We start from the raw sequence: 21,407 nt of genomic DNA on the forward strand, positions 1-21,407 counted from the left end.
TCCCGTCATTTTTCCGGTACGGCGCCCAGCATCCGCACGAAGCCGTCGACGGCCCGCGTCTGCTCCTCGGCCGTGAACCGGCGCGGGTCGAACAGGGCCTGGACCACCAGCCCGTGCACGAAGGCCACGCACGTCGCGGCCAGGCGGGCGGGATCCGCGTCCGGATCGACCTCGCCCCGCTCCCGGGCCGCCTCCAGGTGCGGCAGCAGCGCCTCCCGCATCCGCACGTACCGCTCCGCCTGCTCCGCGCCCAGGCCCTCGTCCGCGAGGGCGAGGTCCCAGGAGCTGACCCAGATGCGGTTGCGCGCCGTGTCGTCGGCGCCCAGCGGCAGGACGTCCAGCAGCACCGCGCGCAGCGCGGCGAGCCCCGCCACCGGCCTGGCCCGACGCGGCCGTTCCGCACTGCGCCGCTCCAGGATGTCGAGCGCGTGCACCACCAGGGCCCGCTTCGTCGGGAAGTAGTGCATCAGCATCCCGGTCGACACGCCCATCTCGGCGGCCACCGCGCGCAGCGTCAGACCGCCGAACCCCTTGCCGGCCAGGACGCGCCACACCGCCTCGGACACGTCCTCGCGGCGGGCATCGCGGTCTCCTCGTGCTGGCGGCATGGGGGTCACCCTACCTACACTCACGTACCGAACGCTCGTTACGTACCCACGCGCACCGCGCACGCCGCACGACTGCACCGCACCGCACCCGAATCGAGGCCCCGTGTACGCGATCCCCCTGACCGACGACGCCACCCTGCGCCCGCTCGAACCCTGGATGGCGCCCGAGTTCCTGGCCCACATCGACCGGGCCCGCGACCACGTCGACCCGTGGATACCGTGGGCCACGTTCAGCACCGACCTCGAATCGGCCACCGCCACCCTCCAGCGCTACGCCGACCGCCAGTGCAGGGACGACGGCCGCATCTGCGGCATCTGGCTCGGCGACACCCTGGTCGGCGGGGTCATGTTCGTGTCCTTCAACACCACGTCCGGCGTCGCCGAGATCGGCTGCTGGCTGGAGCCCGCCGCGGAGGGGAAGGGCCTGGTCACGCGGGCCTGCCGGGTGCTGATCGACTGGGCGTTCCGGGAGCGCGGAATGCACCGCGTGGAGTGGTGGGCCACCTCGTGCAACGAACGCAGCATCGCGGCGGCCCGCCGCCTGGGCATGACCCGCGACGGCGTGCTGCGCGAGTGGTACCCGTACCGCGGCACGCGCCACGACGAGGAGATCTGGTCGGTCCTGGCCCGCGACTGGCCGGCGGCCGCCTGACCCCTCGCCGCCCCGCCCCCGCCGCCCCGCCCCCACCGTCCCGGCCCACCGCCTCCCGGCCCCCGCCTCCCTGCCCGCCGGCGTCCCACGCGTCCGCCCACCGGACGGGACGTCCGCAATGTCGACAGGCCCCGTCCCCCGAACTATCCTCCCGCTGCTGGTGCGCATCGGGGGACGACGCACTTGGGGGCGGCGTGCGATTCAAGGTGCTCGGACCCGTGACCGTCGAGGACGGCGCGGGGCGCGAGACCGTCGTGCAGGGGGCGAAGCAGCGCGCGCTGCTGGCCGTCCTGCTCGGACGGCAGGGGGCGGCGGCCTCGGGCGAGCTGCTGGCCGGGGCCCTGTGGGGCGCGGACCCGCCGGAATCGGCCGCCGCGATGCTCCGCTGGCACGTCCACAAACTCCGCAAGTCCCTCGGCGACGGCCGGCGGCTCACCCGCTCCGCGGGCGGCCACACCCTGGTCCTGGCGCCGGGGGAACTGGACGCCGCCGAGTTCGAGGGCCGGTACGCGGCGGCCCGCCGCCTGTACGACGGGGGCGACCCGGCCGGGTGCGCGGAGCAGCTGGAGGCGGGCGAGCGGCTCTGGCGCGGACCGGCGTACGAGGACCTGGACCTGGACGCGCTGCGCGAGGAGACCGCCCGGCTGGAGGAGCTGCGCGCAGCCGCCCAGGAGCTGGCCGCCGAGGCCGACCTCGCGCTCGGCCGCACCGCCCCGGCGGTCACCCGGCTCCGGCTCCTCGTCGCGGCCCACCCGCTGCGCGAGCTGCCGCGGGCCCGTCTGATGCACGCGCTCTACCTCGCCGGGCGCCAGGCGGAGGCTCTGGCCCTGTACCAGGAGGGGCGCCGCCTGCTCGCGGACGAGCTGGGCATCGATCCCGGCCCCGAGTTACGCACCGCCGAGCGGCTGATCCTCACCCAGGCACCGGAGCTGCGCCCGCCCCTCGCACGTCCCCCGCTGCCGCAGCCGCACCCACAGCCGCACCCGCACCCGCACCCGCCCCGCACCGCAGCACCCCCGCCGCCCACCGAACTCCCGCGCGAGACCCTGTACTTCACGGGCCGCACCGCCGAGGCCGCACTGCTCGCCGAGGCCCTGGCGGACGGCGGCATCGCCGCGGTCTCCGGACCGCCCGGCATCGGGAAGACCGCCCTCGCCGTCCACGTGGCCCACCACCTGGCCCCCCGCTACCCCGACGGCCAGTGCTGGGTGCCCCTGCGCACCGCCCCCGGCACCGGTCCGCTGCTGCGCCGGCTGCTGCGCTCGCTGGGGACCCCCGCCGGGGACCGGGGCCTGGACGGACTGACCCCGGACGAGCTCACCGCCGCGTTCCGGACGGCCACCGCCGGGCGCCGGGTGCTGCTCCTGCTGGACGACGCGGAGGACGCCTCCCTGATCGGCCCGCTGCTGCCCGCCGGCCCCGCTGCGGGTGTGCTGATCACCTCCCGGGCCCAGCCCGCCGCCCCCGCCGTGGACCTGCGGGTCCGGCTGGGCCCGCTGGCGCCCGCCGAGTCCGTCGCGCTCCTGGCGGCGTCGGTGGCCGACGGACGGCTGTGCACCGACCCAGGGTCGGCCGCCGCGCTGGCCGCGCACTGTGACGGACTGCCGCTGGCCCTGTCCATCGTGGCGGCGCGGATGCTGGCCCGGCCCCGCTGGAGCGCGGCCGAGTTCGCCGTGCGGCTGGCGGACGAACGGCGGCGGCTGGACGAGCTGGACGACGGGGAGCGCTCGGTGCGCTGCTGCCTCCAGGGCGCGTACGAGGGGGTCGCACGCGGTCTGCGCGGGGCGGTCCGGGGCCGGTTGCTGCCCCTGTTCGCGCTGGTCGGGGCGGTCGGGGCGGTCTCCGTGCGGGCGGCCGCGCGGGCGCTGGGGATGACCGAGCGGGACACCGAGTCGCTGCTGGAGGCGCTGACCGACGTACAGCTGCTGGAGACGGACGCGCCGGGGTGGTACCGCGCCGAGGGCCTGACCCGGCTCTTCGCCCGGGAGGGTGCGGCCACGGCGAAGCGGCCGGCCGCCGTCCGCGAGGGGACGGCGGCCGGCCGTGGAGCTGCCCCCGGTCAGCAGGGGTTGAAGTAGTACACCGGGGTCCAGTAGACGCCGGTGGGCACGGCCGCGTACGCGCCGCGGGAGTAGTACAGGACCTGCTTGCTGCTGTTCTCCAGGCGGGCCTGGGTGCCCGAGGTCTGGTTGTTGATGTACGAGCCGTAGCCGGCCCACGGGATGGACGTGTGGGTGCCGCAGCTGTCCTCGCGGATCTGCGTGCCGCCGTAGTTCTCGTACTGGTACGCGCAGAAGTAGTAGTACGGGCAGTCCACGAACGCGGCGCCCGCGGAGGCGAGGCTGCGGGCCTTGCGCTCGCCGGGCAGCGCGACCGTGAGGGTGCCGCCGCTGGGCAGGGTGATCTCGTTGGCCGCCGACTGCCGGCCGCCGGTCTTGGCGAGGTAGCCGTCGACCTGCTTCTGCAGCGACTTCGTCTGGGCGGCTGTGAGGCCCGCCCGGGCGGCCTGGTCCGCGTACGGCGTGCCGCCGCCCGAGGCGCTGGCGGAGGCGGTCATCCCGAAGGCGACCGCGCACACGGCGGCGAGCGCGGCGAAGAGGATCCGCCACAGCCCCTGGCGTTGCACGGAACGACGCTGTGCCACGTGGTACTCCCTTGACTCGGTGGGGTCGTGCTCAACACACGCCACACTCACAGCCGGGTGTTGCGGGGACGTTGGCCCTCCGTGGGGGGCCCGTTGGGCCGCCGGCCAACGGAGGCACAACGACCGGCGGGCCGCGTTCCGGTACGCCCCCCTGCTGGCCGGCAGAGCGGCGTACCGGACGGCCGCCGGCCCCGCCCCCCGCCTCAGCCGTCGAGGCGGTGGCGCACCCAGATGTTGGGCTCCACGTAGACGGCGTAGCCCTGCTCGGGCTCGCAGCGGACCGGCACCAGCGCGCCCGGGACGGTCACCGGGCCCCGGGTGTCGAAGGGCAGGCCGGTCCAGGTCCGCCAGTCGTCGAGGGAGCCGGTGATCGTCATGGAGGCGGGGGCCACCTTCTCGACCGTCGCGCCGGCCCGTACGTGCACGCGCAGCCACGGGTCGTGCGGGAGCCCGTCGGGGCGGGTGCGGAAGGCGTACTCGTGGATGTCCGCCTCGGGTTCGAGGTGCTTGGCGTTGGGGCGTACGGGCGCCACGACCTCGCGGAAGCCGCGGGAGCGTGCGTTCTCGCGCATCGCGGCGAGCATCCGCCCCGAGATGCCGGAGCCGACGTGGTCCTGCTCGATGTTGACCTCGATCGCGCTGACCGTGTCGGGGGCCACGCCGTGCCGCAGGTCGGAGAAGGCCCACAGCAGGATCTGGTCCCAGCCGCGGGCGGGCAGTTCGCCGCGGCCCGGCCGGTCCAGGGCGAACGGCACGCTGAAGGCGCGGGCGACCACGGCGCCCCCGGGGTCGGTGGCGACCAGTACGTAGTCCTGGAGCTCCGTGGCGATCCTGCCGAAGAGCAGCCAGCCGATCGGGTCCTCGACGGCGAAGGCCGGCCAGGTGTCCTTCATCTCCCACAGGGCGCCGAGCAGTTCGGGCCGCTCGGCCAGGGTGGTGATGATCAGGCCCTCGTCGGCCGGGCTGTTGGTGGTCAGATCGTCGTTCGCGTCCATGCGGGCACGCTAGGCAGACGCATCATGGCTGCTCAAGCGGTTTTTCCCGCGCTGCCGCCGGCTCCGCTCCCGTCTCCTCAGACCGGCGCCTGGAGGGAGAGGTGCCAGCGGCCGGCCCAACCGGTGAGGGTGACGGCGGCCAGCGGGCGCACGTCCACGTTCCAGTAGGTCAGGGGCGGCGCCTTCAGCGCGTACACCAGGGCGGCGCGTACGACGGAGGGCTCGGCCACCGCCACGATCGCGCCGCCGTCGTCGGCCGGCCGGGTGTCGAGCCAGCAGCCGATCCGGGTGATGAAGGCCAGCAGCGACTCGCCGCCGTGCGGGGCGCAGCCGGGGTCGGCGAGCCAGGCGTCGACCGCCGCGGGCTCGCGGGTGGTGACCTCGGCGAGGGTCAGGCCGCGCCACCGGCCCATGTCGCACTCGCGCAGCGCGGGCTGGGCCAGCGGCGCGTACCCGAGGGCCGCGCCGGTGGCACGGCTGCGGGGGGTCGGCGAGCAGTAGCGCAGGTCCGCGGCGCCGAGGGGTACGAGGCCGTGCGCCGCCAGTTCCACCGCCTGCCATCCGCTGTGGTCCAGCGGCCGGTCGTCGTCGAAGCGCTCGGCGAGCAGCGAGGAACTACGGGCTGCGGCGACGAGCGAGACCCGAACGTTCATGCGGTGATGGTGGGGCGCCGGTGCCGACGGGTCAAGCGTCTGGGCCCGGCGGCTTCACGGGACCGCCGGGCCGCGCCGTCCGGACCGCGCCGTCCGGGCCGGGACAGGCCCGACCGAAAGGCGACGGCATGGCCGAAACACGACCGGCCGGACCGGGACGCACCGGCGGGACCAGGACGCCCGGCCCGCCCTCGGGACACCGGCCCGCGGAGGGCGCACCGGCCCGGCGGAGGGCGCACCGGCCCGCCCCGGGGACACCGGGGCGGGCCGGTGCGCCCTCCGCCCCGGGGACACCGGCCCGGTCGCGGGGCGCCGCCCTACAGGCAGCCCGCCAGCCGCCGGGCCGCCTCGGCGAGTTCCGCCGGCCCCGCCACCGCCGCGAAGGCCAGCCGGACGTACGGCGCCGGCGGCTCGGCGCTGAAGTACGGGCGGCCCGGCGCCACCGCCACCCCGGCCCGCAGGGCGGCACCGGCGAAGCCGGCCTCGTCGGTGCCGTCGGGCAGCCGGGTCCACAGCTGGTAGCCGCCCGCGGGCAGGTGCGGGACGGTGAGCGCCGGGGCCTCCCGGGCCAGCGCCCCGGCCAGCGCGTCCCGGCGCTCGCGCAGGGCGGCGGCCACCGTGCGCAGGTGCCGGGGCCAGGCGGGCGCGCCGACCAGCTCCAGGGCCGTCTCCTGGAGCGGCCGGGGTACGAAGAAGCTGTCGACGACCTGGATGGCGCGCAGCCGGTCGAAGACCGGCCCGCGGGCCGCCAGCGCGCCCACCCGCAGGCTGGGCGAGGTGGCCTTGGTGAGCGAGCGGACGTGCACGACCACCCCGTCGGGGTCGTCGGCGGCCATGGGCGCGGGCAGCGGGCCGCTGTCCTCGTGGCCCATGTGGCGGGCGTAGTCGTCCTCGACGACGAAGGCGCCCGCCGCGCGGGCGATCCGCAGGGTCTCGGCGCGCCGTTCGGCGCTCAGCACGGCCCCGGTGGGGTTCTGGAACAGCGGCTGGCAGACGAACACCCGCGCCCCGGTGGCCTGGAAGGCCGTCTCCAGCAGTTCCGGGCGCACCCCCTCGGCGTCCGCGGGGACGGGCACCGGGCGGACGCCCGAGGCCCGGGCGATGGCCAGCATGCCGGGGTACGTGGGCGACTCGACCAGGACGGGCGCGCCGGGGGCGGCGAGCGCGCGCAGGGCGGTGGTCAGGGCGCTCTGGCCGCCGGCCGTGACCAGCACGTCCGCGGCGGTGACCTGGCCGCCTATCTCGCGGGCGAACCAGTCCCGCAGCTCCGGGAGGCCCTCCACCGGGGGCCGGTTCCAGGCCCCGGGCCGGCGGCCCGCGCGGGCCAGGGCGGCGGCCATCGCGCGCTCCGGCTGCAGCGAGGGGTGCAGGTAGCCGCCGTTCAGCTCGATCACGCCGGTCGGCGGCGCGGACAGGCTGACCAGGACCCCGGAGGCGTCGACGGAGCGCGGCACCGACTCGCCGGTGAGGTCCGCGCTGAGCGTGACCTCCTGCCATGAGGTGTCACCGGTCACCGGTGACAGTGCGCGCGGCCGGGCCCGGAACACCCCGGCACCGGGCCGGGTGACCACCAGCCCCTCGGCGGCGAGCTGGGCCAGGGCGCGCGAGACGGTCACCGGGCTGACCCGGTACTGCTCGACCAGCACCCGACTCGACGGCAGCTTTCCACCAATCGAGTAGCGGTTCAGTTCAGACCGCAGGGAAGCGGCCAGTTCGGCCACACTGCTACGCTGTTCCATGACAGCACAGAATAGCGCTACGCACCCCAGGACGATAGCGGTCGCCGGCTCCCACCGACCGGCCCCGATCCCGCGGACCGTGGCGCGCACCGCCACCCGCCGCGGCACCCTGCTCGCCGGCCTCGGGGTGACGGCCTTCTCGCTCACCTTCCCGGGCACCGTCTGGGGCCTGGACAGCTTCGGCCCCTGGTCGCTCGTAGCTGTCCGCAGCGTTCTCGCCGCGGCCCTCGCGGGCGCCTTCCTGCTCGCCCTGCGCGTCCCGCTGCCGGCCCGGGCCCACTGGGCCGGGCTCGCCGTGGTCGCCGCCGGCGTGGTGGTGGGGTTCCCGTTGCTGACCACCCTGGCGCTCCAGACCTCCACCACCTCCCACGCCGCCGTCGTGGTGGGCCTGCTGCCGCTCACCACCGCGGCGTTCTCCGCCGTACGCACCGGGGCCCGGCCCTCGCGCACCTTCTGGGCCGCGGCCGTGGCCGGCGCCGTGGTGGTGCTGGGCTTCACCCTCAAGGAGAGCGGCGGTGCCCTGTCGGCCGGCGACGCCTACCTGTTCGGCGCCCTCGTGGTGTGCGCCGCCGGGTACACCGAGGGCGGGCGGCTGGCCCGCGAGATGCCGGGCTGGCAGGTGATCGGCTGGGCGCTGGTGCTGTGCCTGCCGCTGTCGCTCGCGGGGGCGGCGACCGGGCTCGCGTACGAGCCGGTGGACCTGACCGCCAAGGGGCTGGCCGGGCTGGTCTGGGTGGCGGCCGGGTCGACCTTCTTCGGGCTGTACGTCTGGTACCGCGGCATGGCGGAGATCGGCGCGGCCCGGGCGAGCCAGCTCCAGCTCGCCCAGCCGCTCCTCACGCTCGTGTGGTCGGTGGCCCTGCTCGGTGAACACCTCTCCCCCGCCGCCCCGCTGGCCGCCGCCGGCGTCCTGGTGTGCATCGCGGTGACCCAGCGGGCGCGCACCTGACCGGCGGCCGGTACCCCCCTCGCCGCGCCCGCCCGACCGCCCGCGGGAGCGGCGCTCGCCGCGGACACCCCGCCGCCCGCCGATGCGGCCCGCCGGTGCCGCCCGCCCAGGACCGGCGACGGCGGCCGGGGCGCGCCCGAACGGGCTCAATCACCACAAACCGCCGTAAACTGCTGTCACCGATCCAGACCGCCTCCGAGGGAGGTCAGCACATGCGAGCGACCGAGGGCGACCAACTGGTCCAGCACGGCAGAGTCGTGGGTCAGCACGACAAGGTGGGCGAGATCACCCAGGTCCTGGGAGAGAACGGTACGCCTCCCTATCGCGTCCGGTTCGAGGACGGTCACGAGGCAGTGATGTCCCCCGGCCCCGACTGCGTGGTACGGCATCCCGCCGAACCCCATCACTGACCCGGCCCGGCGGCGGCCGGAGGACGCCGCCGACCGCCCCGGCGGCGACCCGGGGTCAGCGCGGCGGCACCGCCGTGGGGTAGTGGTCCCTGACCACCCTCCCCATGGCCCCGATACGGTCCGCGGCCACCTGCTTTCCCGAGAAGTAGACGTGGCCGCGGACCTCGGCGTGCCGGGCGGCCAGCGTGAGGTGGGCGGACAGCTCCCCCTCCTTGCGCCAGGCGGGCGTGGGGCTCTGCGCGTCGGCCCGGTAGAGGGCCTCCCCGATGTACAGGTCGGTCCTGGTGCCCTTGACCGCGCCGGCCCACCACGGCACGAGCTTGGCGTAGTCGGCACCGGTGTTGCCGATGTGCCAGTAGACCTGCGGCACCACGTAGTCGAGCCAGCCGCGCCGGATCCACAGCCGGGTGTCGGCGTACAGGTCGTCGTACGAGCACAGGGCCGGGCCGCCGGGCGAGCCGAGCGGGTCGCGGTCCTTCGTGCGCCACACCCCGAACGGGCTGATCCCGAACCGGGTGCCGGGCCGGACCCGGGCGACCGCCTCGCTCATCTCCCTTACCAGCGTGTCGACGTTGTCGCGGCGCCAGTCCCCGCGCGAGTCGAAGCTGCCGCCGTACGCCGCGTAGGCCGCGTCGTCGTCGAAGTACGCGCCCGCGGTGGGGTACGGGTAGAAGTAGTCGTCCCAGTGGACCGCGTCCAGCGGGTAGCGCGCAACCGCGTCGAGCATGGCCTCCTGCACGAAGGCGCGGACCTCTGGCAGCCCCGGGTTGTAGTAGAGCCGCCCGCCGTACTCCACCGTCCACTCGGGGTGCACCCGGGCCGGGTGCCACGAGGCCAGCCTCCCGGGGTCGGTGTGGTTCGCCACCCGGTACGGGTTGAACCAGGCGTGCAGCTCCAGGCCCCGCGACCGCGCCTCCAGGACGGCCGTGCCGAGCGGGTCCCAGCCGGGGTCGCGGCCCTGTGTGCCGGTCAGGGAGGCCGACCAGGGCTCGTACTCCGACGGCCAGAACGCGTCCGCGGTGGGCCGCACCTGGAGGATCACCGCGTTCAGCCGGCGCCTGACCGCCGTGTCGAGGTAGGCCACGAGTTCGCGGTACTGCTGCTGGGCACTGAGCCCGGCCCGTGAGGGCCAGTCCAGGTTCGCCACGGTGGCCAGCCACATCCCCCGGAACTCGGGCCCCTCGCCCGCCCGGCGGGTGGCGGCGGGGGCGGCCCCGGTCCCGGGGCGGGCGGCCGCGGCGGCGGGCGTCCCCGCGGTCGCGGCGGCGGCCAGCGCCCCTGCGGCACCGGTGAGCAGACCCCGACGAGCCATGTACGTCATGTGACACTCCGATTTCACACCGTAATGGAAGATCGTATCCGGACAGCATGCCCGCCCCGGCCCGCCGAGGCCCGGAGGGGCGGGAGTAACGTCGGGGGGCGTGGCGGGCGCCGGAACGCAGTAACCACTGACCACGGGGGACCCGCCGAGGATGAACAGCGAAAGGCACGATGTGACGGACCTCCCTACCGACATCGCACGCGTCGGCGTAGTGGGCTGTGGCCAGATGGGCGCGGGCATCGCCGAGGTGTGCGCCCGCAGCGGTCTCGAGGTCAAGGTCGCCGAGACCACCGGCGGGGCCCTGGAGATCGGACGTACCCGGCTGTACAACTCCCTGACCAAGGCCGCCGAACGCGGCAAGATCAGCGAGGAGGAACGGGACGCCACCCTGGCCCGCCTCTCGTTCACCACCGACCTCGGCGAGTTCGCCGACCGTGACCTCGTCATCGAGGCGGTCGTCGAGAACGAGCAGGTCAAGACGGAGATCTTCCAGGTCCTCGACCAGGTCGTCACCCGTCCGGACGCGATCCTCGCGTCCAACACCTCCTCCATCCCGCTGGTGAAGCTGGCGGTCGCGACCTCGCGGCCCGACCAGGTGATCGGCATCCACTTCTTCAACCCGGCCCCGGTGCAGAAGCTCGTCGAGCTGATCCCGGCGCTGACCACCGGCGACGAGACCGTCAAGCGGTCCGAGGCCCTGGTGCGGGACGTGCTCGGCAAGCACGCGGTCCGCGCCCAGGACCGGTCCGGATTCGTGGTCAACGCGCTGCTGGTGCCGTACCTGCTCTCCGCGATCCGGATGTTCGAGTCGGGCATCGCCAGCCGCGAGGACATCGACAACGGCATGGAGCTGGGCTGTGCCCACCCCATGGGCCCGCTGAAGCTGTCCGACCTGATCGGCCTGGACACCATCGTCTCGATCGCCGACTCGATGTACGCCGAGTACAAGGAGCCCCTGTACGCGGCCCCGCCGCTGCTCCAGCGGATGGTCGACGCCGGCCGCCTCGGCCGCAAGACGGGCTCGGGCTTCTACCCGTACGGCTGACCGGACCGCACAGCCGGTTCAGCCGTACGGACCAGCCCCCGCCGGTGTCCGGGCCCACCCGGACGGAGGGCGGGGGCGTGGGGCGGGGGCCGTCAGCCCAGCCGCAGGTGATGGAGCAGGAGGAGGCCGGCCGCCATGTTGGCGGCCGGTATCTCACCCCGGGCGATCATGTCCGGCACGAGCTTGAGCGGCACCCACTCCCGTCGCGAGGACTCGAAGGCGTCCTCCGGTGGGCCGGTGTACTCCGCCTCCTCCGCCCAGTAGAGGTGGTGCCGGGCGTCGGAGAGCCCGTTGGAGGGCTCGACGGTCAGCAGGTGGCGCAGGGGGCCCGGCCGCCAGCCCGTCTCCTCCTCCATCTCCCGCGCGGCCGCCGCCTCGATCTCCTCGCCGTCCTCGACCACCCCGGCCGGCAGTTCCCAGCCCCAGCTGTCGGTGATGAACCGGTGCCGCCACAGCAGCAGCACCTCGTTGGCCTCGTTGACCGCCGTCGCCACCGCGACCGGCCGCAGCCGGATGAGGAAGTGGTCCAGGTGCCGCCCGTCGGGCAGTTCGACGTCGGCGAGGTTCACCTGGAACCACCGGTTGCGGTAGACCGTCTGTTCACTCAGGTTCGTCCACTGCACGGTTCTGCCACCTTCCGTTCGAATGGGTGGCAACATCGCAGCAGTTGGCCCGGTGCGGCGGAACCGACGGCGGTCCCGGCGGCCCTTACAGCGGGACCCTCAGCGCCCCGTCGATCAGCTCCGCCGTCTCCTGCGCCCGCGCGCTGCCGCTGCCCAGCAGCTGGGCGCGGACCGCGGCCAGCCGTTCGCGCAGCCGCCGGGACTCCATCCCCCGCGCCTTTTCGGCCATTTCACGCGCCGCCTCCGCCGCCCGGTCCGGCTCGCCCTGCCGGAGCTGCACCTCGCAGAGCATCGCCAGCCGGTGCACCCGCCCCCGGTCGTGCGCCGGGGTGTCCACGGCCGCCGCGGCCTGCTCGTACGCCGCGGGCAGGTCCCCCAGGCTCAGCAGCGCCTCGGCCACCTGGACGTTGACCAGACCCGGCTGTACGTACCCGGTCTCGGCCGGCTCGCTGCCCCGCAGGATCCGGCCCGCGGCGTCCTCCGCCCGGCGGATACAGGCCAGCGCACCGGGGGCGTCGCCGAGGTGCGCGTACGCCTTCGCCTGCATCGCGTACAGGTCGGCGGCCAGCGCCGGGCTGATCCGGGACCCGGTGGCCCGCAGCGCCGCCTCCGCGAAGGCCACGGCCTGCCGGTACTCGCGCAGGTACAGCGACTGGTTGACGATGAGCGCGATCACGTACGCCCCGAGCCCCCGGTCCCCGCTGGCCTTCGCGAGCCGCAGCGCCTGGTGGAAGTAGCGCTGCGCGAGCCCGTGCGCGTCCGAGTCGTACGCGCAGATGCCGGCCACCGCCACCAGCGAGCCGGTGGCCCGGTGCAACTGCCGCCCCAGGGCGTCCGGGTAGCTGCCCCGCAGAAGCGGCGCGGTCTCACTGCCGAGGAAGCGCACGATCCGGGCCCGGGTGGCCATCCCGCCCGCCCGGCGGTACATCAGCTCGTAGTGCGCCCGTGCGGCGCGCAGCATCTCGATGTGCTCCGGGCCCACCGGCGTCGGCCCGGCCCGGGACACGTCGGCGTCCTCGGGCGGGTTCTCCCACTCCCACACCGGGATCACCGCGGGGGTGCCGGTGAGCGCGACCGGCGCGAGCTGCCGGGTGCGGCCCTGGTCGTCCGAGCGCCACAGGGCGGTGGCCCGGTCGACGAACCCGCTGAGCGGCGAGGCGCCCCCCGGCCGGCCCGGGAGCCCGAGGCCGATGTCGTCGAGGGTGACCGGGCGGTCCAGCCGGTCCGCCAGCACCTCGCAGATCAAGTCGGGCACGCGGCCGCGCGGGCGCTGGCCCTTCAACCACCGTGCCACGGCCGTGTGTTCGTACCGCAGGGCCAGTCCCCGCGACCGGCCCGCGAGGTTCACGCGGGCCGCGAGGCCCGCGTGTGAGATGCCCGCCTCGTCGAGGAGGGCGTCGAGCAGGACATTGGGCTGCATGGGCCCCTCCAAGGGCTCGTCGGAGTCAGCCTAGTGGCCCGGAAGTTCACACGGGGTGTGAATCGAGTGCGCGCATAAATGCGCGGCGCACCCTGCCGCGGCGGGGCCCGGACCGGTTGACTGAAGCGCCTCGCCAAGAGGCAGCCCGGGCCGTCGGCTCCCCCTCGTACAGTGCGACGGCCCGTACCAGCGCCGCCCGCCCTGCTGTCTGCCCGACACTCCGCGGCAGGGCGGGCGGCGCACCTGCGGCCGCCGCCATGAGGGCCCGCTCTCGGAACCTGTCAGGTCCCGTGCGGGCTCGCTGCCCGGCACACCGCCTGCCCGTTCGGTTGCGCGGGCACCGGGCGGCGGTCGTTGCGCACCACCAGCAGGGCGACGTCGTCGGCGAGCCGCCCGCCGGTGTGGCGCAGCAGCGCGGCGTGCACGTCCGCGACCAGGCCCGCGGGCGTGCACGCCGTATCGGCTGCCCTCGCGAGGGCGGCGCGCAGCGGGAACCACCCGCCGTCGCGGTCCCGTGCGTCGGCGGCGCCGTCCGTGTGGAGGAAGAGCGAGTCACCGGGCCCCCGCCAGGTGCGCAGCTGCGGCGGCAGGCGGTCGGGCAGCGGCAGCACGCCCAGCGGCGGCAACGTCTCGGCGCCGGCGAGCGGTTCGGCCCGGCCGGGGCGGTCGGGCGTGGGACCGCGCAGCCGATAGGGCCAGGGATGGCCGCAGTTGAGGGCCCGGAGGCAGCCGTCCGCGTCGATCTCCAGCAGCAGGACGGTGACGAACTCCTCGGCGGCCGGCGAGTCCGGCTCGGCCGGGCAGGCGGCCGGGTGCTCGGCACGGGACCGGTCGCGCAGGTGACGGCCCAGGGCGCGCTCCATGCGCCGCAGCACCCCGCCCAGGGTCGGTTCGTCGTACGCCGCCTCGCGGAAGCTCCCCAGCACCGCGGCGGCGGCTCCCAGTGCGGGCAGCCCGTGCCCGCGCACGTCCCCGATGACCACCCGCACCCCGTACGCCGTCGGGACCGCGTCGTACAGGTCCCCGCCGACCGCGGCGCCCCGGCTCGCGGAAACCTGGGCGGAGGCGAGGGCCAGACCGTCCATCCGCGGCGGCAGCGGCCGCAGCAGCACCCGCTGGGCGGCCCCGGCGATCTCCTGGGTACGGCGCAGCTCGCCCAGCAGCCCCTGGCGGATCGACAGCGCGGCGCCGGTGGCCAGCAGCAGGAAGGCGGCACAGGTGGCGAGGCGCGGCAGCAGCGGGCCGGCGGAGGCCGGTGAGGCCAGCTCCCAGAGGACCGTGGCGGCACCCCAGGCAAGGAGGCACGCCCGGCGCACCCGGGGCACGTCACCGCGCGCCGGGCCGGCGACCCGCAGGGCCAGCCAGGCCCGGATTCCCATCATGCCGTCGGCCTCCCCGGAACCTGAGGTAGAGGGCCGGTTGCCCCACGGCCGGATCGATTGTGTCCAGCGGCCGCAATCCCTCAAGGCCCTGCGCGACAGAACTCACCCGAACGAGTGAGACCCCCGCCCGCAACCCCAGCACGAGGGGCGCATCCGAATCCGGATGCGCCCCTCACCAGCGAATATGCCGGCCGACTACGCTCCGCGCAGTACCGCCCCGGTGCGCTCGGCGGCCAGGGCCACCGCGGCGTCGCGGGCGGCCGTGGACTCCTCGGCCGTCAGCGTGCGGTCCGAGGCACGGAAGCGCAGCGCGTACGCGAGGGACTTCTTGCCCTCGCCCACCTGCTCGCCCGTGAACACGTCGAACAGCCGCAGCGACTCCAGCAGTTCACCGGCGCCCTTGCGCAGCGCGGCCTCCACCGTCGCGGCCGGGACCGAGGAGTCGACGATCAGCGCGACGTCCTGGGTGGCCACCGGGAAGGTGGAGATGCGCGGCGCCTGGAGCGCGTCCCCGCCGGCCCTCTGCAGCCGGTCGAGGTCGATCTCCATGGCACAGGTGCGGGCCGGCAGGCCCAGCGCCTTGGTCACGCGCGGGTGCAGCTCGCCGGCGTGGCCGATGACCTGCTCGACCCCGTCGAGGGTGACCAGCAGCTCGGCGCAGCGGCCCGGGTGCCAGGGGCCGTACTGGCCCTGGCGGACCACCAGCGGGGTGCCGGCCTCGCGGGCCAGGGAACGGGCGGCCTCGACGGCGTCCGCCCACTCCGAGGGACGGCCCTTCCCCCACCAGCCGGCCTGCTCGCGCGCACCGGCCAGCACGACCGCGGCGTGCCGCGGCTGCGCGGGCAGCGCCGCGTTGAGCGTGGCCACCTCGTCGGCGGTGGGACGGCGGTCGACGGGCAGCCGCACCGCGACGCCCGGCTCCGTGCCGGCCCGGAAGACCAGGCCGGTCTCGAAGAGCGCGAGGTCGTGGCTGCCGCGGCTGTCGTTCCGGCGCAGCGCCTGGAGGAGGCCCGGCAGCAGCGTGGTGCGCAGCGCCGGCTCCTCGTCGGAGAGCGGGTTGACCAGCCGGACGACCTGGCGGCTCGCGTCGTGCGCGGGCAGCTGGAGCTGGTCGAAGACGCCCTCGCCGATGAAGGGATAGTTCAGCGCCTCGACGTAGCCGGCGCCGGCCAGCGCGCGGCCGACCCGGCGGTGCAGCTGCTGCCGGGCGGTCAGACCGCGGCCGGTGGGCACCTGCGGGAGGGTCGACGGCAGGTTGGCGTAGCCCTCCAGCCGGATGACCTCCTCGGCGAGGTCGTTGGGCTCGGCGAGGTCGGGACGCCACGACGGGACGGTGACGACCAGCTCGTCCTGGCCGTACACGTCGCAGCCGATCTCCTGGAGGCGGCGTACGACGGTCTCGCGGCCGTAGTCCATGCCGGCCACCCGGTCCGGGTGGTCCGCGCGCATCGCGACGGTGCGCGGGGCGGCCGGGGCGGTCAGCTCGGTCACGCCCGCCTCGGCGGTGCCGCCCGCGAGCAGCACCAGCAGGTCGACGGTCCGCTGCGCGGCGGCCGCCGCGGCCTGCGGGTCCACGCCGCGCTCGAAGCGCTTGGACGCCTCCGAGGACAGCTTGTGGCGGCGGGCCGTGCGGGAGATCGTGATCGGGTCGAAGTGCGCGGCCTCGATCACGACGTCCGTGGTGCCGGTGACGACGCCCGTCTCCGGGTCGGTGACGGAGTCGGCGATCTCGGTGTTGGCACCGCCCATGACACCGGCGAGGCCGATCGGCCCGCTGTTGTCGGTGATCACCAGGTCCTCGGCGTCGAGGGTGCGCTTGACGCCGTCGAGGGTGGTGAACGCCTCGCCCTGCTCGGCGCGGCGGACGCCGATGGGGCCGTCCAGGCGGGAGCGGTCGTAGGCGTGCAGCGGCTGGCCGAGCTCCAGCATCACGTAGTTCGTGACGTCGACGGCCAGCGAGATCGGGCGCATGCCGGCCTTCTGCAGGCGGCGCTTGAGCCAGATCGGCGACTTCGCCTCGGGGTCGAGACCCGTGATGGTGCGCGCCGTGAAGCGGTCGCAGCCGGTCGGGTCGGCGACCTTGACGAGGTAGCCGTACGAGTTCGGGGCCGGCACGTCGAGCAGCGCCGGGTCGCGCAGCGGCAGGCCGTACGCGGTGGCGGTCTCGCGGGCCACGCCGCGCAGGGACAGGCAGTAGCCCCGGTCCGGGGTGACGGCGATGTCGAGGACCTCGTCGACGAGCTCCAGGAGCTCGATCGCGTCGGTGCCGACCTCGATCTCCGGCGGCAGCACGATGATGCCGCCGGAGCCGTCGTCGCCCATGCCCAGCTCGTCGCCGGAGCAGATCATGCCGTGGGAGGTCTTGCCGTACGTCTTGCGCGAGGCGATCGCGAAGTCGCCGGGCAGGACGGCGCCGGGCAGGACCACGACGACCTTGTCGCCCACGGAGAAGTTGCGGGCGCCGCAGACGATCTCCTGGGGCTCGCCGGTGCCGTTGGCCTGGCCGACGTCGACGGTGCAGAAGCGGATCGGCTTCTTGAACTCCGTCAGCTCCTCGATGGTCAGCACCTGACCGACGACCAGGGGGCCCTTGAGGCCCGCGCCGAGCTGCTCGACGGTCTCGACCTCAAGACCGGCGTCGATGAGCTTGGCCTGCACGTCACGACCGGTCTCGCCCGCAGGCAGGTCGACGTACTCCCGCAGCCAAGAAAGCGGGACCCGCATCAGATCTCCATCCCGAACGGCCGGGTGAACCGGACGTCACCCTCGACCATGTCTCGCATGTCTTCCACGTTGTGGCGGAACATCAGCATCCGCTCGATGCCGAACCCGAAGGCGAAGCCGCTGTACTTCTCCGGGTCCACGCCACAGGCGGTCAGCACCTTGGGGTTGACCATGCCGCAGCCGCCCAGCTCGATCCAGCCCTCGCTGGAGCAGGTGCGGCAGGGGCGGTCGGGGTTGCCCACCGAGGCGCCGCGGCACACGTAGCACTGCATGTCCATCTCGGCGGACGGCTCGGTGAACGGGAAGAAGTTCGGGCGCAGACGGGTGGTCATGTCCGGACCGAAGAGCGCCTGGACCATGTGGTCGAGGGTGCCCTTGAGGTCGGCCATGGTCAGGCCCTCGTCGACGGCCAGCAGCTCGATCTGGTGGAAGACCGGGGTGTGCGTGGCGTCGAGCTCGTCCGTGCGGAACACCCGGCCCGGGCACACCACGTACACGGGCGGTTCCCGGTCGAGCAGCGAGCGGGCCTGCACCGGGGAGGTGTGGGTGCGCAGCACGACACCGGACTCGTCGCCCTCGACGCCCTTGGGGCCCTGGACGAAGAAGGTGTCCTGCATCTGGCGCGCCGGGTGGTCGGGCGTGAAGTTGAGGGCGTCGAAGTTGAACCACTCCGCCTCGACCTCGGGGCCCTCGGCCACCTCGTAGCCCATGGCGACGAAGACGTCCGCGATGCGGTCCATCAGCGTCGTCAGGGGGTGGCGGGCGCCGGCGGGGGTGCGGTCGTACGGCAGCGTGACGTCCACCGCCTCCTCGACCAGCACGCGCTCGTCGCGCTCGGCCTCCAGCTGCGCGAGGCGTTCGGCGAACGCCTTGTTCACGGCGCCGCGGGCCTGGCCCACGCGCTTGCCCGCCTCGGCCTTGGCCTGGGGCGGCAGGGCGCCGATCTCGCGGTTGGCGAGGGCGAGCGGCGAGGTGCCGCCGGTGTGGGCGGTCTTCGCCTGCGCCAGTGCGTCGAGGTCGCCGGCGGCCGCGAAGGCGGCGAGCGCCTCGTCCCGCATGCGCTCGATCTCTTCCGGTTTCAGTGCCTCGACCTCGACAGGGTCGTACGACTTGTTCGGTGCCGACATCTCTTCCCGTACTTCCGATGGGCTGGCTGGTGGTCCCCGCTCCGACCGGTTGAGTTCGTCAAAGGGACGCAAAGGTGCCAAAGGACGAGTCTACGGGGCGGGCGGGCGTGGAGGAGCCCGTGGGCCGCCTGGCGAGACTCTCGGGACGTTACGAGAGGTAGGCAGGCGCGCCCACGGGCAGGGTAAATCGGAACTCGGCGCCGCCGCCGGGTCCGCGGCCGACCGTGATCGTGCCGCCGTGGGCCTCGACGATCCCCTTGACGATGTACAGGCCCAGCCCGGTCCCGCCGCGCTTGCTGCCCCGCCAGAAGCGGGTGAACACGCGGCCCATGGACTCCTCGGGGATGCCGGGGCCCTCATCCGTCACCGTGACCGCCGTCCCCTTCTCGTTCTTGGTGTGCGCGGGTGCCACGTCGATGGTGACGGTTCCCTCGCCGTGCCGCACCGCATTTTCGAGCAGGTTGCCGAGCACCTGGTCGATCTTGTCGGGGTCGGCCCACAGGTCGGGCAGCGGGCGGCCGATGCGGACCAGGAAGCGCTCGGGGGCCTGCCCGTTCGCGGTGAGGGCCTGGACGTGCCGGCCGACGGCGGTCGCGATGTCCACGGGCTGGCGCCGCACCTCCAGCCGGCCGGAGTCGATCCGGGAGATGTCGAGCAGCTCGGCGATCAGCCGGGTGACGCGGTTGGCGTCGGCGTCGACGGTCTCCAGCATCAGCCGCTTCTGGTCGTCGGTGAACCGCTCCCACTTGGCGAGGAGGGTCGCCGTGAAGCCCTTGACCGAGGTCAGCGGGGAGCGCAGCTCGTGGGCCACGGTGGCGATCAGCTCGGCGTGGCTGCGCTCGGTGCGGCGGCGGGCCTCGGTGCCGCGCAGGCTCACCACGAGGCTGCTGACGGGCCCGGTGGGGCGGGTGCGGACGTACCGGGCGGAGACCAGCACCTCCCGGCCGCCGGGCAGCAGCAGGTTCCGCTCGGGCTGGCCGCGGCGGGTGGCGAGGCCGCCGTACGGGTCGGTGAGCGTCCACCAGGGGCGGCCGTCGAGGTCCTCCAGCGGGAGGGCGTGCTCGATGCGGCTGCCGAGGGCCCGGGCGGGGTCGGTGGCGGTAAGGCGGGCGGCGGCCCGGTTGAAGCAGACGACGCGGCCGGCGGCGTCGGCGATGACCAGCCCGTCGGGCAGGTCGTCCGGGTCCACGGCGGGCAGCGCCCCGGCGGCGGGGCCGGGCTGCGCGGGGACGCCCGGCACGCCGGGCGGCAGGTCTCCGGGCTGCGCTGCGGGCAGGGGCGGAGTTCCGGCCGCCCCTGCGGCCCTCGGTGAGCTGTTCGTCCCGACGGTCATGTCCCCGTACCCCACATCTCCGAGGAGCGCAGTGGGCCCCCGGGGCGTCACATTACTAGCTGGGGGTCACGGAGCGGCACCCTCCGGGAGCCCGCTGTGCACGCGCGGACGCGTACAGGCACACGGCGGCGGCCGTGGCGAGGTTCAGGCTCTCGGCCTTGCCGTGGATGGGGACCCGCACGACCGCGTCGGCCAGGGCCCGGGTCTCCTCCGGCAGGCCCCAGGCCTCGTTGCCGAAGACCCAGGCGGAGGGGCCGCCCATGGTGCCGGCGTCGAGCTCGGCGTCCAGGTCCTCCTGTCCCGCGCCGTCGGCGGCCAGGATGCGTACGCCCGCCTCCCGCAGGCCCGCCACGGCCTGCTCCACCGGGACGCCGACGGCGACCGGCAGGTGGAAGAGGGAGCCGACGGAGGCCCGGACGGACTTGGGGTTGTACAGGTCGACCGAGGCGTCGGTGAGGATCACGGCGTCGGCGCCCGCGGCGTCGGCGCAGCGCAGCACGGTGCCGGCGTTGCCGGGGTCGCGGACGTGGGCGAGCACGGCGACCAGCCGGGGCCGGCTCTTGATGATCTCCTCGAACGGCGAGTCGAGGAAGTGGCAGACGCCGACCAAGCCCTGCGGGGTGACGGTCTGGGAGACCTCGGCGAGCACCTCGTCGGAGGCGTGGTGGATGCGGGCGCCCGCGTCCCGGGCCGCGTCGATGATGTCGGCGTACCGCTCGGCGGCCTCGGCGGTCGAGAAGAGCTCGATCAGCGTGGGGCCGTGCTCGCCGCGGTGGGCGACGGCCTCGCGCACGGCCTGGGGGCCCTCGGCGATGAAGCGGCGCTCCTTGGTGCGGAAGTTGCGCCGGGCGAGGCGCCTGGCGGCGGCCACGCGCGGGGATCGCGGGGAGATCGGCTCGGCGGGGGTGCTCATGACGCGGCGGTCTCTCTGGTCGGGGCGACGGCGGACGGGCGGCCGGTTCCGGGATGCGGTCCGGTCCCGCCGGACGGCCGGGCGACGGTACGTGTGAACGCACACGGACCCGCAGGCATGTCGCCTGCGGGTCCGTGACTGCCGGCCTGTAAGGCGGCCGGCGAGGCCTTACGCGGCGGCCTTCGGCGCGTTCACGTCGGCCGGGAGGGCCTTCTGCGCGACCTCGACCAGCGCGGCGAACGCGTTGGAGTCGTTGACGGCCAGCTCCGCGAGGATCTTGCGGTCCACCTCGATGTTGGCGGCCTTCAGACCCTGGATGAGGCGGTTGTACGTCATGCCGTTCTGACGGGCAGCGGCGTTGATGCGCTGGATCCACAGCTGACGGAAGTCGCCCTTGCGCTTCTTGCGGTCGTTGTAGTTGTAGACCAGCGAGTGGGTGACCTGCTCCTTGGCCTTGCGGTACAGGCGCGAACGCTGACCGCGGTAGCCGGAGGCCGCCTCGAGGATCGCCCGGCGCTTCTTGTGGGCGTTTACTGCCCGCTTGACGCGTGCCACTTGTTAACTCCTTGTAGCGGGGCCGTGGTTGTCCTCACACGGCCCGGAAATTCGATTGGGTCCCGGTCCAGACGTCTCCGCTCCCGGCAGGGGGAGCGGCTGACGTCACTTGCCGAGAAGCTTCTTGATCTTCGCGGCGTCGCCCGGGGCCATCTCGGCGTTGCCGGTGAGGCGACGCGTCAGCTTGGACGACTTGTGCTCGAGCAGGTGGCGCTTGCCGGCGCGCTCGCGGAGCACCTTGCCGGAGCCGGTGATCTTGAAGCGCTTCTTGGAACCGCTGTGCGTCTTGTTCTTCGGCATAGCGCCGTTATCTC

Annotated in this window: 20 protein-coding genes; 5 read left to right on the forward strand and 15 right to left on the reverse strand. The window is 74.6% G+C overall.

Going from position 1 to position 21,407, the window contains the following annotated elements:
* Nucleotides 1-5: 5 nt before the first annotated feature.
* Nucleotides 6-608 carry a TetR/AcrR family transcriptional regulator gene (locus tag ACIF6F_RS18385; protein ID WP_399947684.1) on the reverse strand — a complete coding sequence of 201 codons (603 nt, stop codon included), beginning with the start codon at nucleotides 606-608 and terminating at the stop codon, nucleotides 6-8.
* Nucleotides 609-711: 103 nt separating this feature from the next.
* Between ACIF6F_RS18385 and ACIF6F_RS18390 the strand changes: the two genes are divergently transcribed.
* Together ACIF6F_RS18390 and ACIF6F_RS18395 are read left to right on the forward strand one after the other, a co-directional pair.
* The gene (locus tag ACIF6F_RS18390; protein ID WP_399947686.1) at nucleotides 712-1,260 is read left to right on the forward strand and encodes a GNAT family N-acetyltransferase; all 549 of its coding nucleotides are present in this window, start codon (nucleotides 712-714) and stop codon (nucleotides 1,258-1,260) included.
* A 218-nt stretch (nucleotides 1,261-1,478) separates the two neighbouring features.
* On the forward strand, nucleotides 1,479-3,338 hold the full coding sequence (locus ACIF6F_RS18395; RefSeq protein ID WP_399947688.1) for a BTAD domain-containing putative transcriptional regulator: 1,860 nt from the start codon (nucleotides 1,479-1,481) through the stop codon (nucleotides 3,336-3,338).
* Here the strand turns inward: ACIF6F_RS18395 and ACIF6F_RS18400 are convergent.
* The 4 genes from ACIF6F_RS18400 to ACIF6F_RS18415 form a co-directional block, all read right to left on the reverse strand.
* Nucleotides 3,320-3,904 carry a hypothetical protein gene (locus tag ACIF6F_RS18400; RefSeq protein WP_399947690.1) on the reverse strand — a complete coding sequence of 195 codons (585 nt, stop codon included), beginning with the start codon at nucleotides 3,902-3,904 and terminating at the stop codon, nucleotides 3,320-3,322. The two genes, ACIF6F_RS18395 and ACIF6F_RS18400, sit on opposite strands and share 19 nt — an antisense overlap.
* Before the next feature lie 203 nt (nucleotides 3,905-4,107).
* Nucleotides 4,108-4,899: an N-acetyltransferase gene (locus ACIF6F_RS18405; RefSeq protein ID WP_399947692.1), complete on the reverse strand. Its 792-nt coding sequence runs from the start codon at nucleotides 4,897-4,899 to the stop codon at nucleotides 4,108-4,110.
* 77 nt (nucleotides 4,900-4,976) lie between these two features.
* The gene (locus tag ACIF6F_RS18410; RefSeq protein WP_399947694.1) at nucleotides 4,977-5,552 is read right to left on the reverse strand and encodes a histidine phosphatase family protein; all 576 of its coding nucleotides are present in this window, start codon (nucleotides 5,550-5,552) and stop codon (nucleotides 4,977-4,979) included.
* A 317-nt stretch (nucleotides 5,553-5,869) separates the two neighbouring features.
* Entirely contained in the window at nucleotides 5,870-7,291 is a 1,422-nt protein-coding gene (locus ACIF6F_RS18415) for a PLP-dependent aminotransferase family protein (RefSeq protein ID WP_399947696.1), read from the reverse strand.
* Here ACIF6F_RS18415 and ACIF6F_RS18420 point away from each other — a divergent pair.
* Nucleotides 7,290-8,240, forward strand: coding sequence for a DMT family transporter (locus tag ACIF6F_RS18420; RefSeq protein WP_399947698.1), 951 nt, complete (start codon nucleotides 7,290-7,292; stop codon nucleotides 8,238-8,240). The two genes, ACIF6F_RS18415 and ACIF6F_RS18420, sit on opposite strands and share 2 nt — an antisense overlap.
* A gap of 212 nt (nucleotides 8,241-8,452) precedes the next feature.
* On the forward strand, nucleotides 8,453-8,650 hold the full coding sequence (locus ACIF6F_RS18425; protein WP_399947700.1) for a DUF1918 domain-containing protein: 198 nt from the start codon (nucleotides 8,453-8,455) through the stop codon (nucleotides 8,648-8,650).
* Between the two features lie 55 nt (nucleotides 8,651-8,705).
* Here ACIF6F_RS18425 and ACIF6F_RS18430 read toward each other — a convergent pair whose 3' ends face one another.
* A complete protein-coding gene (locus ACIF6F_RS18430) occupies nucleotides 8,706-9,971 on the reverse strand; it encodes a glycoside hydrolase family 10 protein (protein ID WP_399947701.1) in 1,266 nt (421 codons plus the stop codon).
* Between the two features lie 151 nt (nucleotides 9,972-10,122).
* Here ACIF6F_RS18430 and ACIF6F_RS18435 point away from each other — a divergent pair, with 151 nt between their 5' ends.
* A complete protein-coding gene (locus ACIF6F_RS18435; protein WP_399947703.1) occupies nucleotides 10,123-11,016 on the forward strand; it encodes a 3-hydroxybutyryl-CoA dehydrogenase in 894 nt (297 codons plus the stop codon).
* 92 nt (nucleotides 11,017-11,108) lie between these two features.
* Here ACIF6F_RS18435 and ACIF6F_RS18440 read toward each other — a convergent pair whose 3' ends face one another.
* From ACIF6F_RS18440 to rpmI, 9 genes are all read right to left on the reverse strand, one after another.
* The gene (locus tag ACIF6F_RS18440) at nucleotides 11,109-11,639 is read right to left on the reverse strand and encodes an NUDIX domain-containing protein (RefSeq protein ID WP_399947705.1); all 531 of its coding nucleotides are present in this window, start codon (nucleotides 11,637-11,639) and stop codon (nucleotides 11,109-11,111) included.
* Between the two features lie 85 nt (nucleotides 11,640-11,724).
* Nucleotides 11,725-13,059: a transcriptional regulator gene (locus ACIF6F_RS18445; RefSeq protein WP_399947707.1), complete on the reverse strand. Its 1,335-nt coding sequence runs from the start codon at nucleotides 13,057-13,059 to the stop codon at nucleotides 11,725-11,727.
* A gap of 281 nt (nucleotides 13,060-13,340) precedes the next feature.
* Nucleotides 13,341-14,441, reverse strand: coding sequence for a PP2C family protein-serine/threonine phosphatase (locus tag ACIF6F_RS18450; protein ID WP_399947708.1), 1,101 nt, complete (start codon nucleotides 14,439-14,441; stop codon nucleotides 13,341-13,343).
* 195 nt (nucleotides 14,442-14,636) lie between these two features.
* On the reverse strand, nucleotides 14,637-17,165 hold the full coding sequence (pheT, locus tag ACIF6F_RS18455; protein ID WP_399947710.1) for a phenylalanine--tRNA ligase subunit beta: 2,529 nt from the start codon (nucleotides 17,163-17,165) through the stop codon (nucleotides 14,637-14,639).
* Nucleotides 17,165-18,292 carry a phenylalanine--tRNA ligase subunit alpha gene (pheS, locus tag ACIF6F_RS18460; RefSeq protein WP_399947712.1) on the reverse strand — a complete coding sequence of 376 codons (1,128 nt, stop codon included), beginning with the start codon at nucleotides 18,290-18,292 and terminating at the stop codon, nucleotides 17,165-17,167. The genes pheT and pheS overlap by 1 nt, the downstream gene beginning before the upstream one ends.
* A 148-nt stretch (nucleotides 18,293-18,440) precedes the next feature.
* Complete coding sequence (locus ACIF6F_RS18465) at nucleotides 18,441-19,625, reverse strand: ATP-binding protein (protein ID WP_399947714.1); 1,185 nt, start codon at nucleotides 19,623-19,625, stop codon at nucleotides 18,441-18,443.
* A gap of 55 nt (nucleotides 19,626-19,680) precedes the next feature.
* Nucleotides 19,681-20,538 (reverse strand): TrmH family RNA methyltransferase, encoded by an 858-nt coding sequence (locus ACIF6F_RS18470; protein WP_399947716.1) that lies wholly within the window; start codon nucleotides 20,536-20,538, stop codon nucleotides 19,681-19,683.
* Between the two features lie 168 nt (nucleotides 20,539-20,706).
* Nucleotides 20,707-21,093 (reverse strand): 50S ribosomal protein L20, encoded by a 387-nt coding sequence (rplT, locus tag ACIF6F_RS18475; protein WP_043227974.1) that lies wholly within the window; start codon nucleotides 21,091-21,093, stop codon nucleotides 20,707-20,709.
* Nucleotides 21,094-21,198: 105 nt separating this feature from the next.
* A complete protein-coding gene (rpmI, locus tag ACIF6F_RS18480; protein WP_030192941.1) occupies nucleotides 21,199-21,393 on the reverse strand; it encodes a 50S ribosomal protein L35 in 195 nt (64 codons plus the stop codon).
* Between the last annotated feature and the right edge of the window lie 14 nt (nucleotides 21,394-21,407).

Origin of the sequence: Streptomyces sp. NPDC086023, from assembly GCF_044540325.1 — a bacterium.
GTDB lineage: Bacteria > Actinomycetota > Actinomycetes > Streptomycetales > Streptomycetaceae > Streptomyces.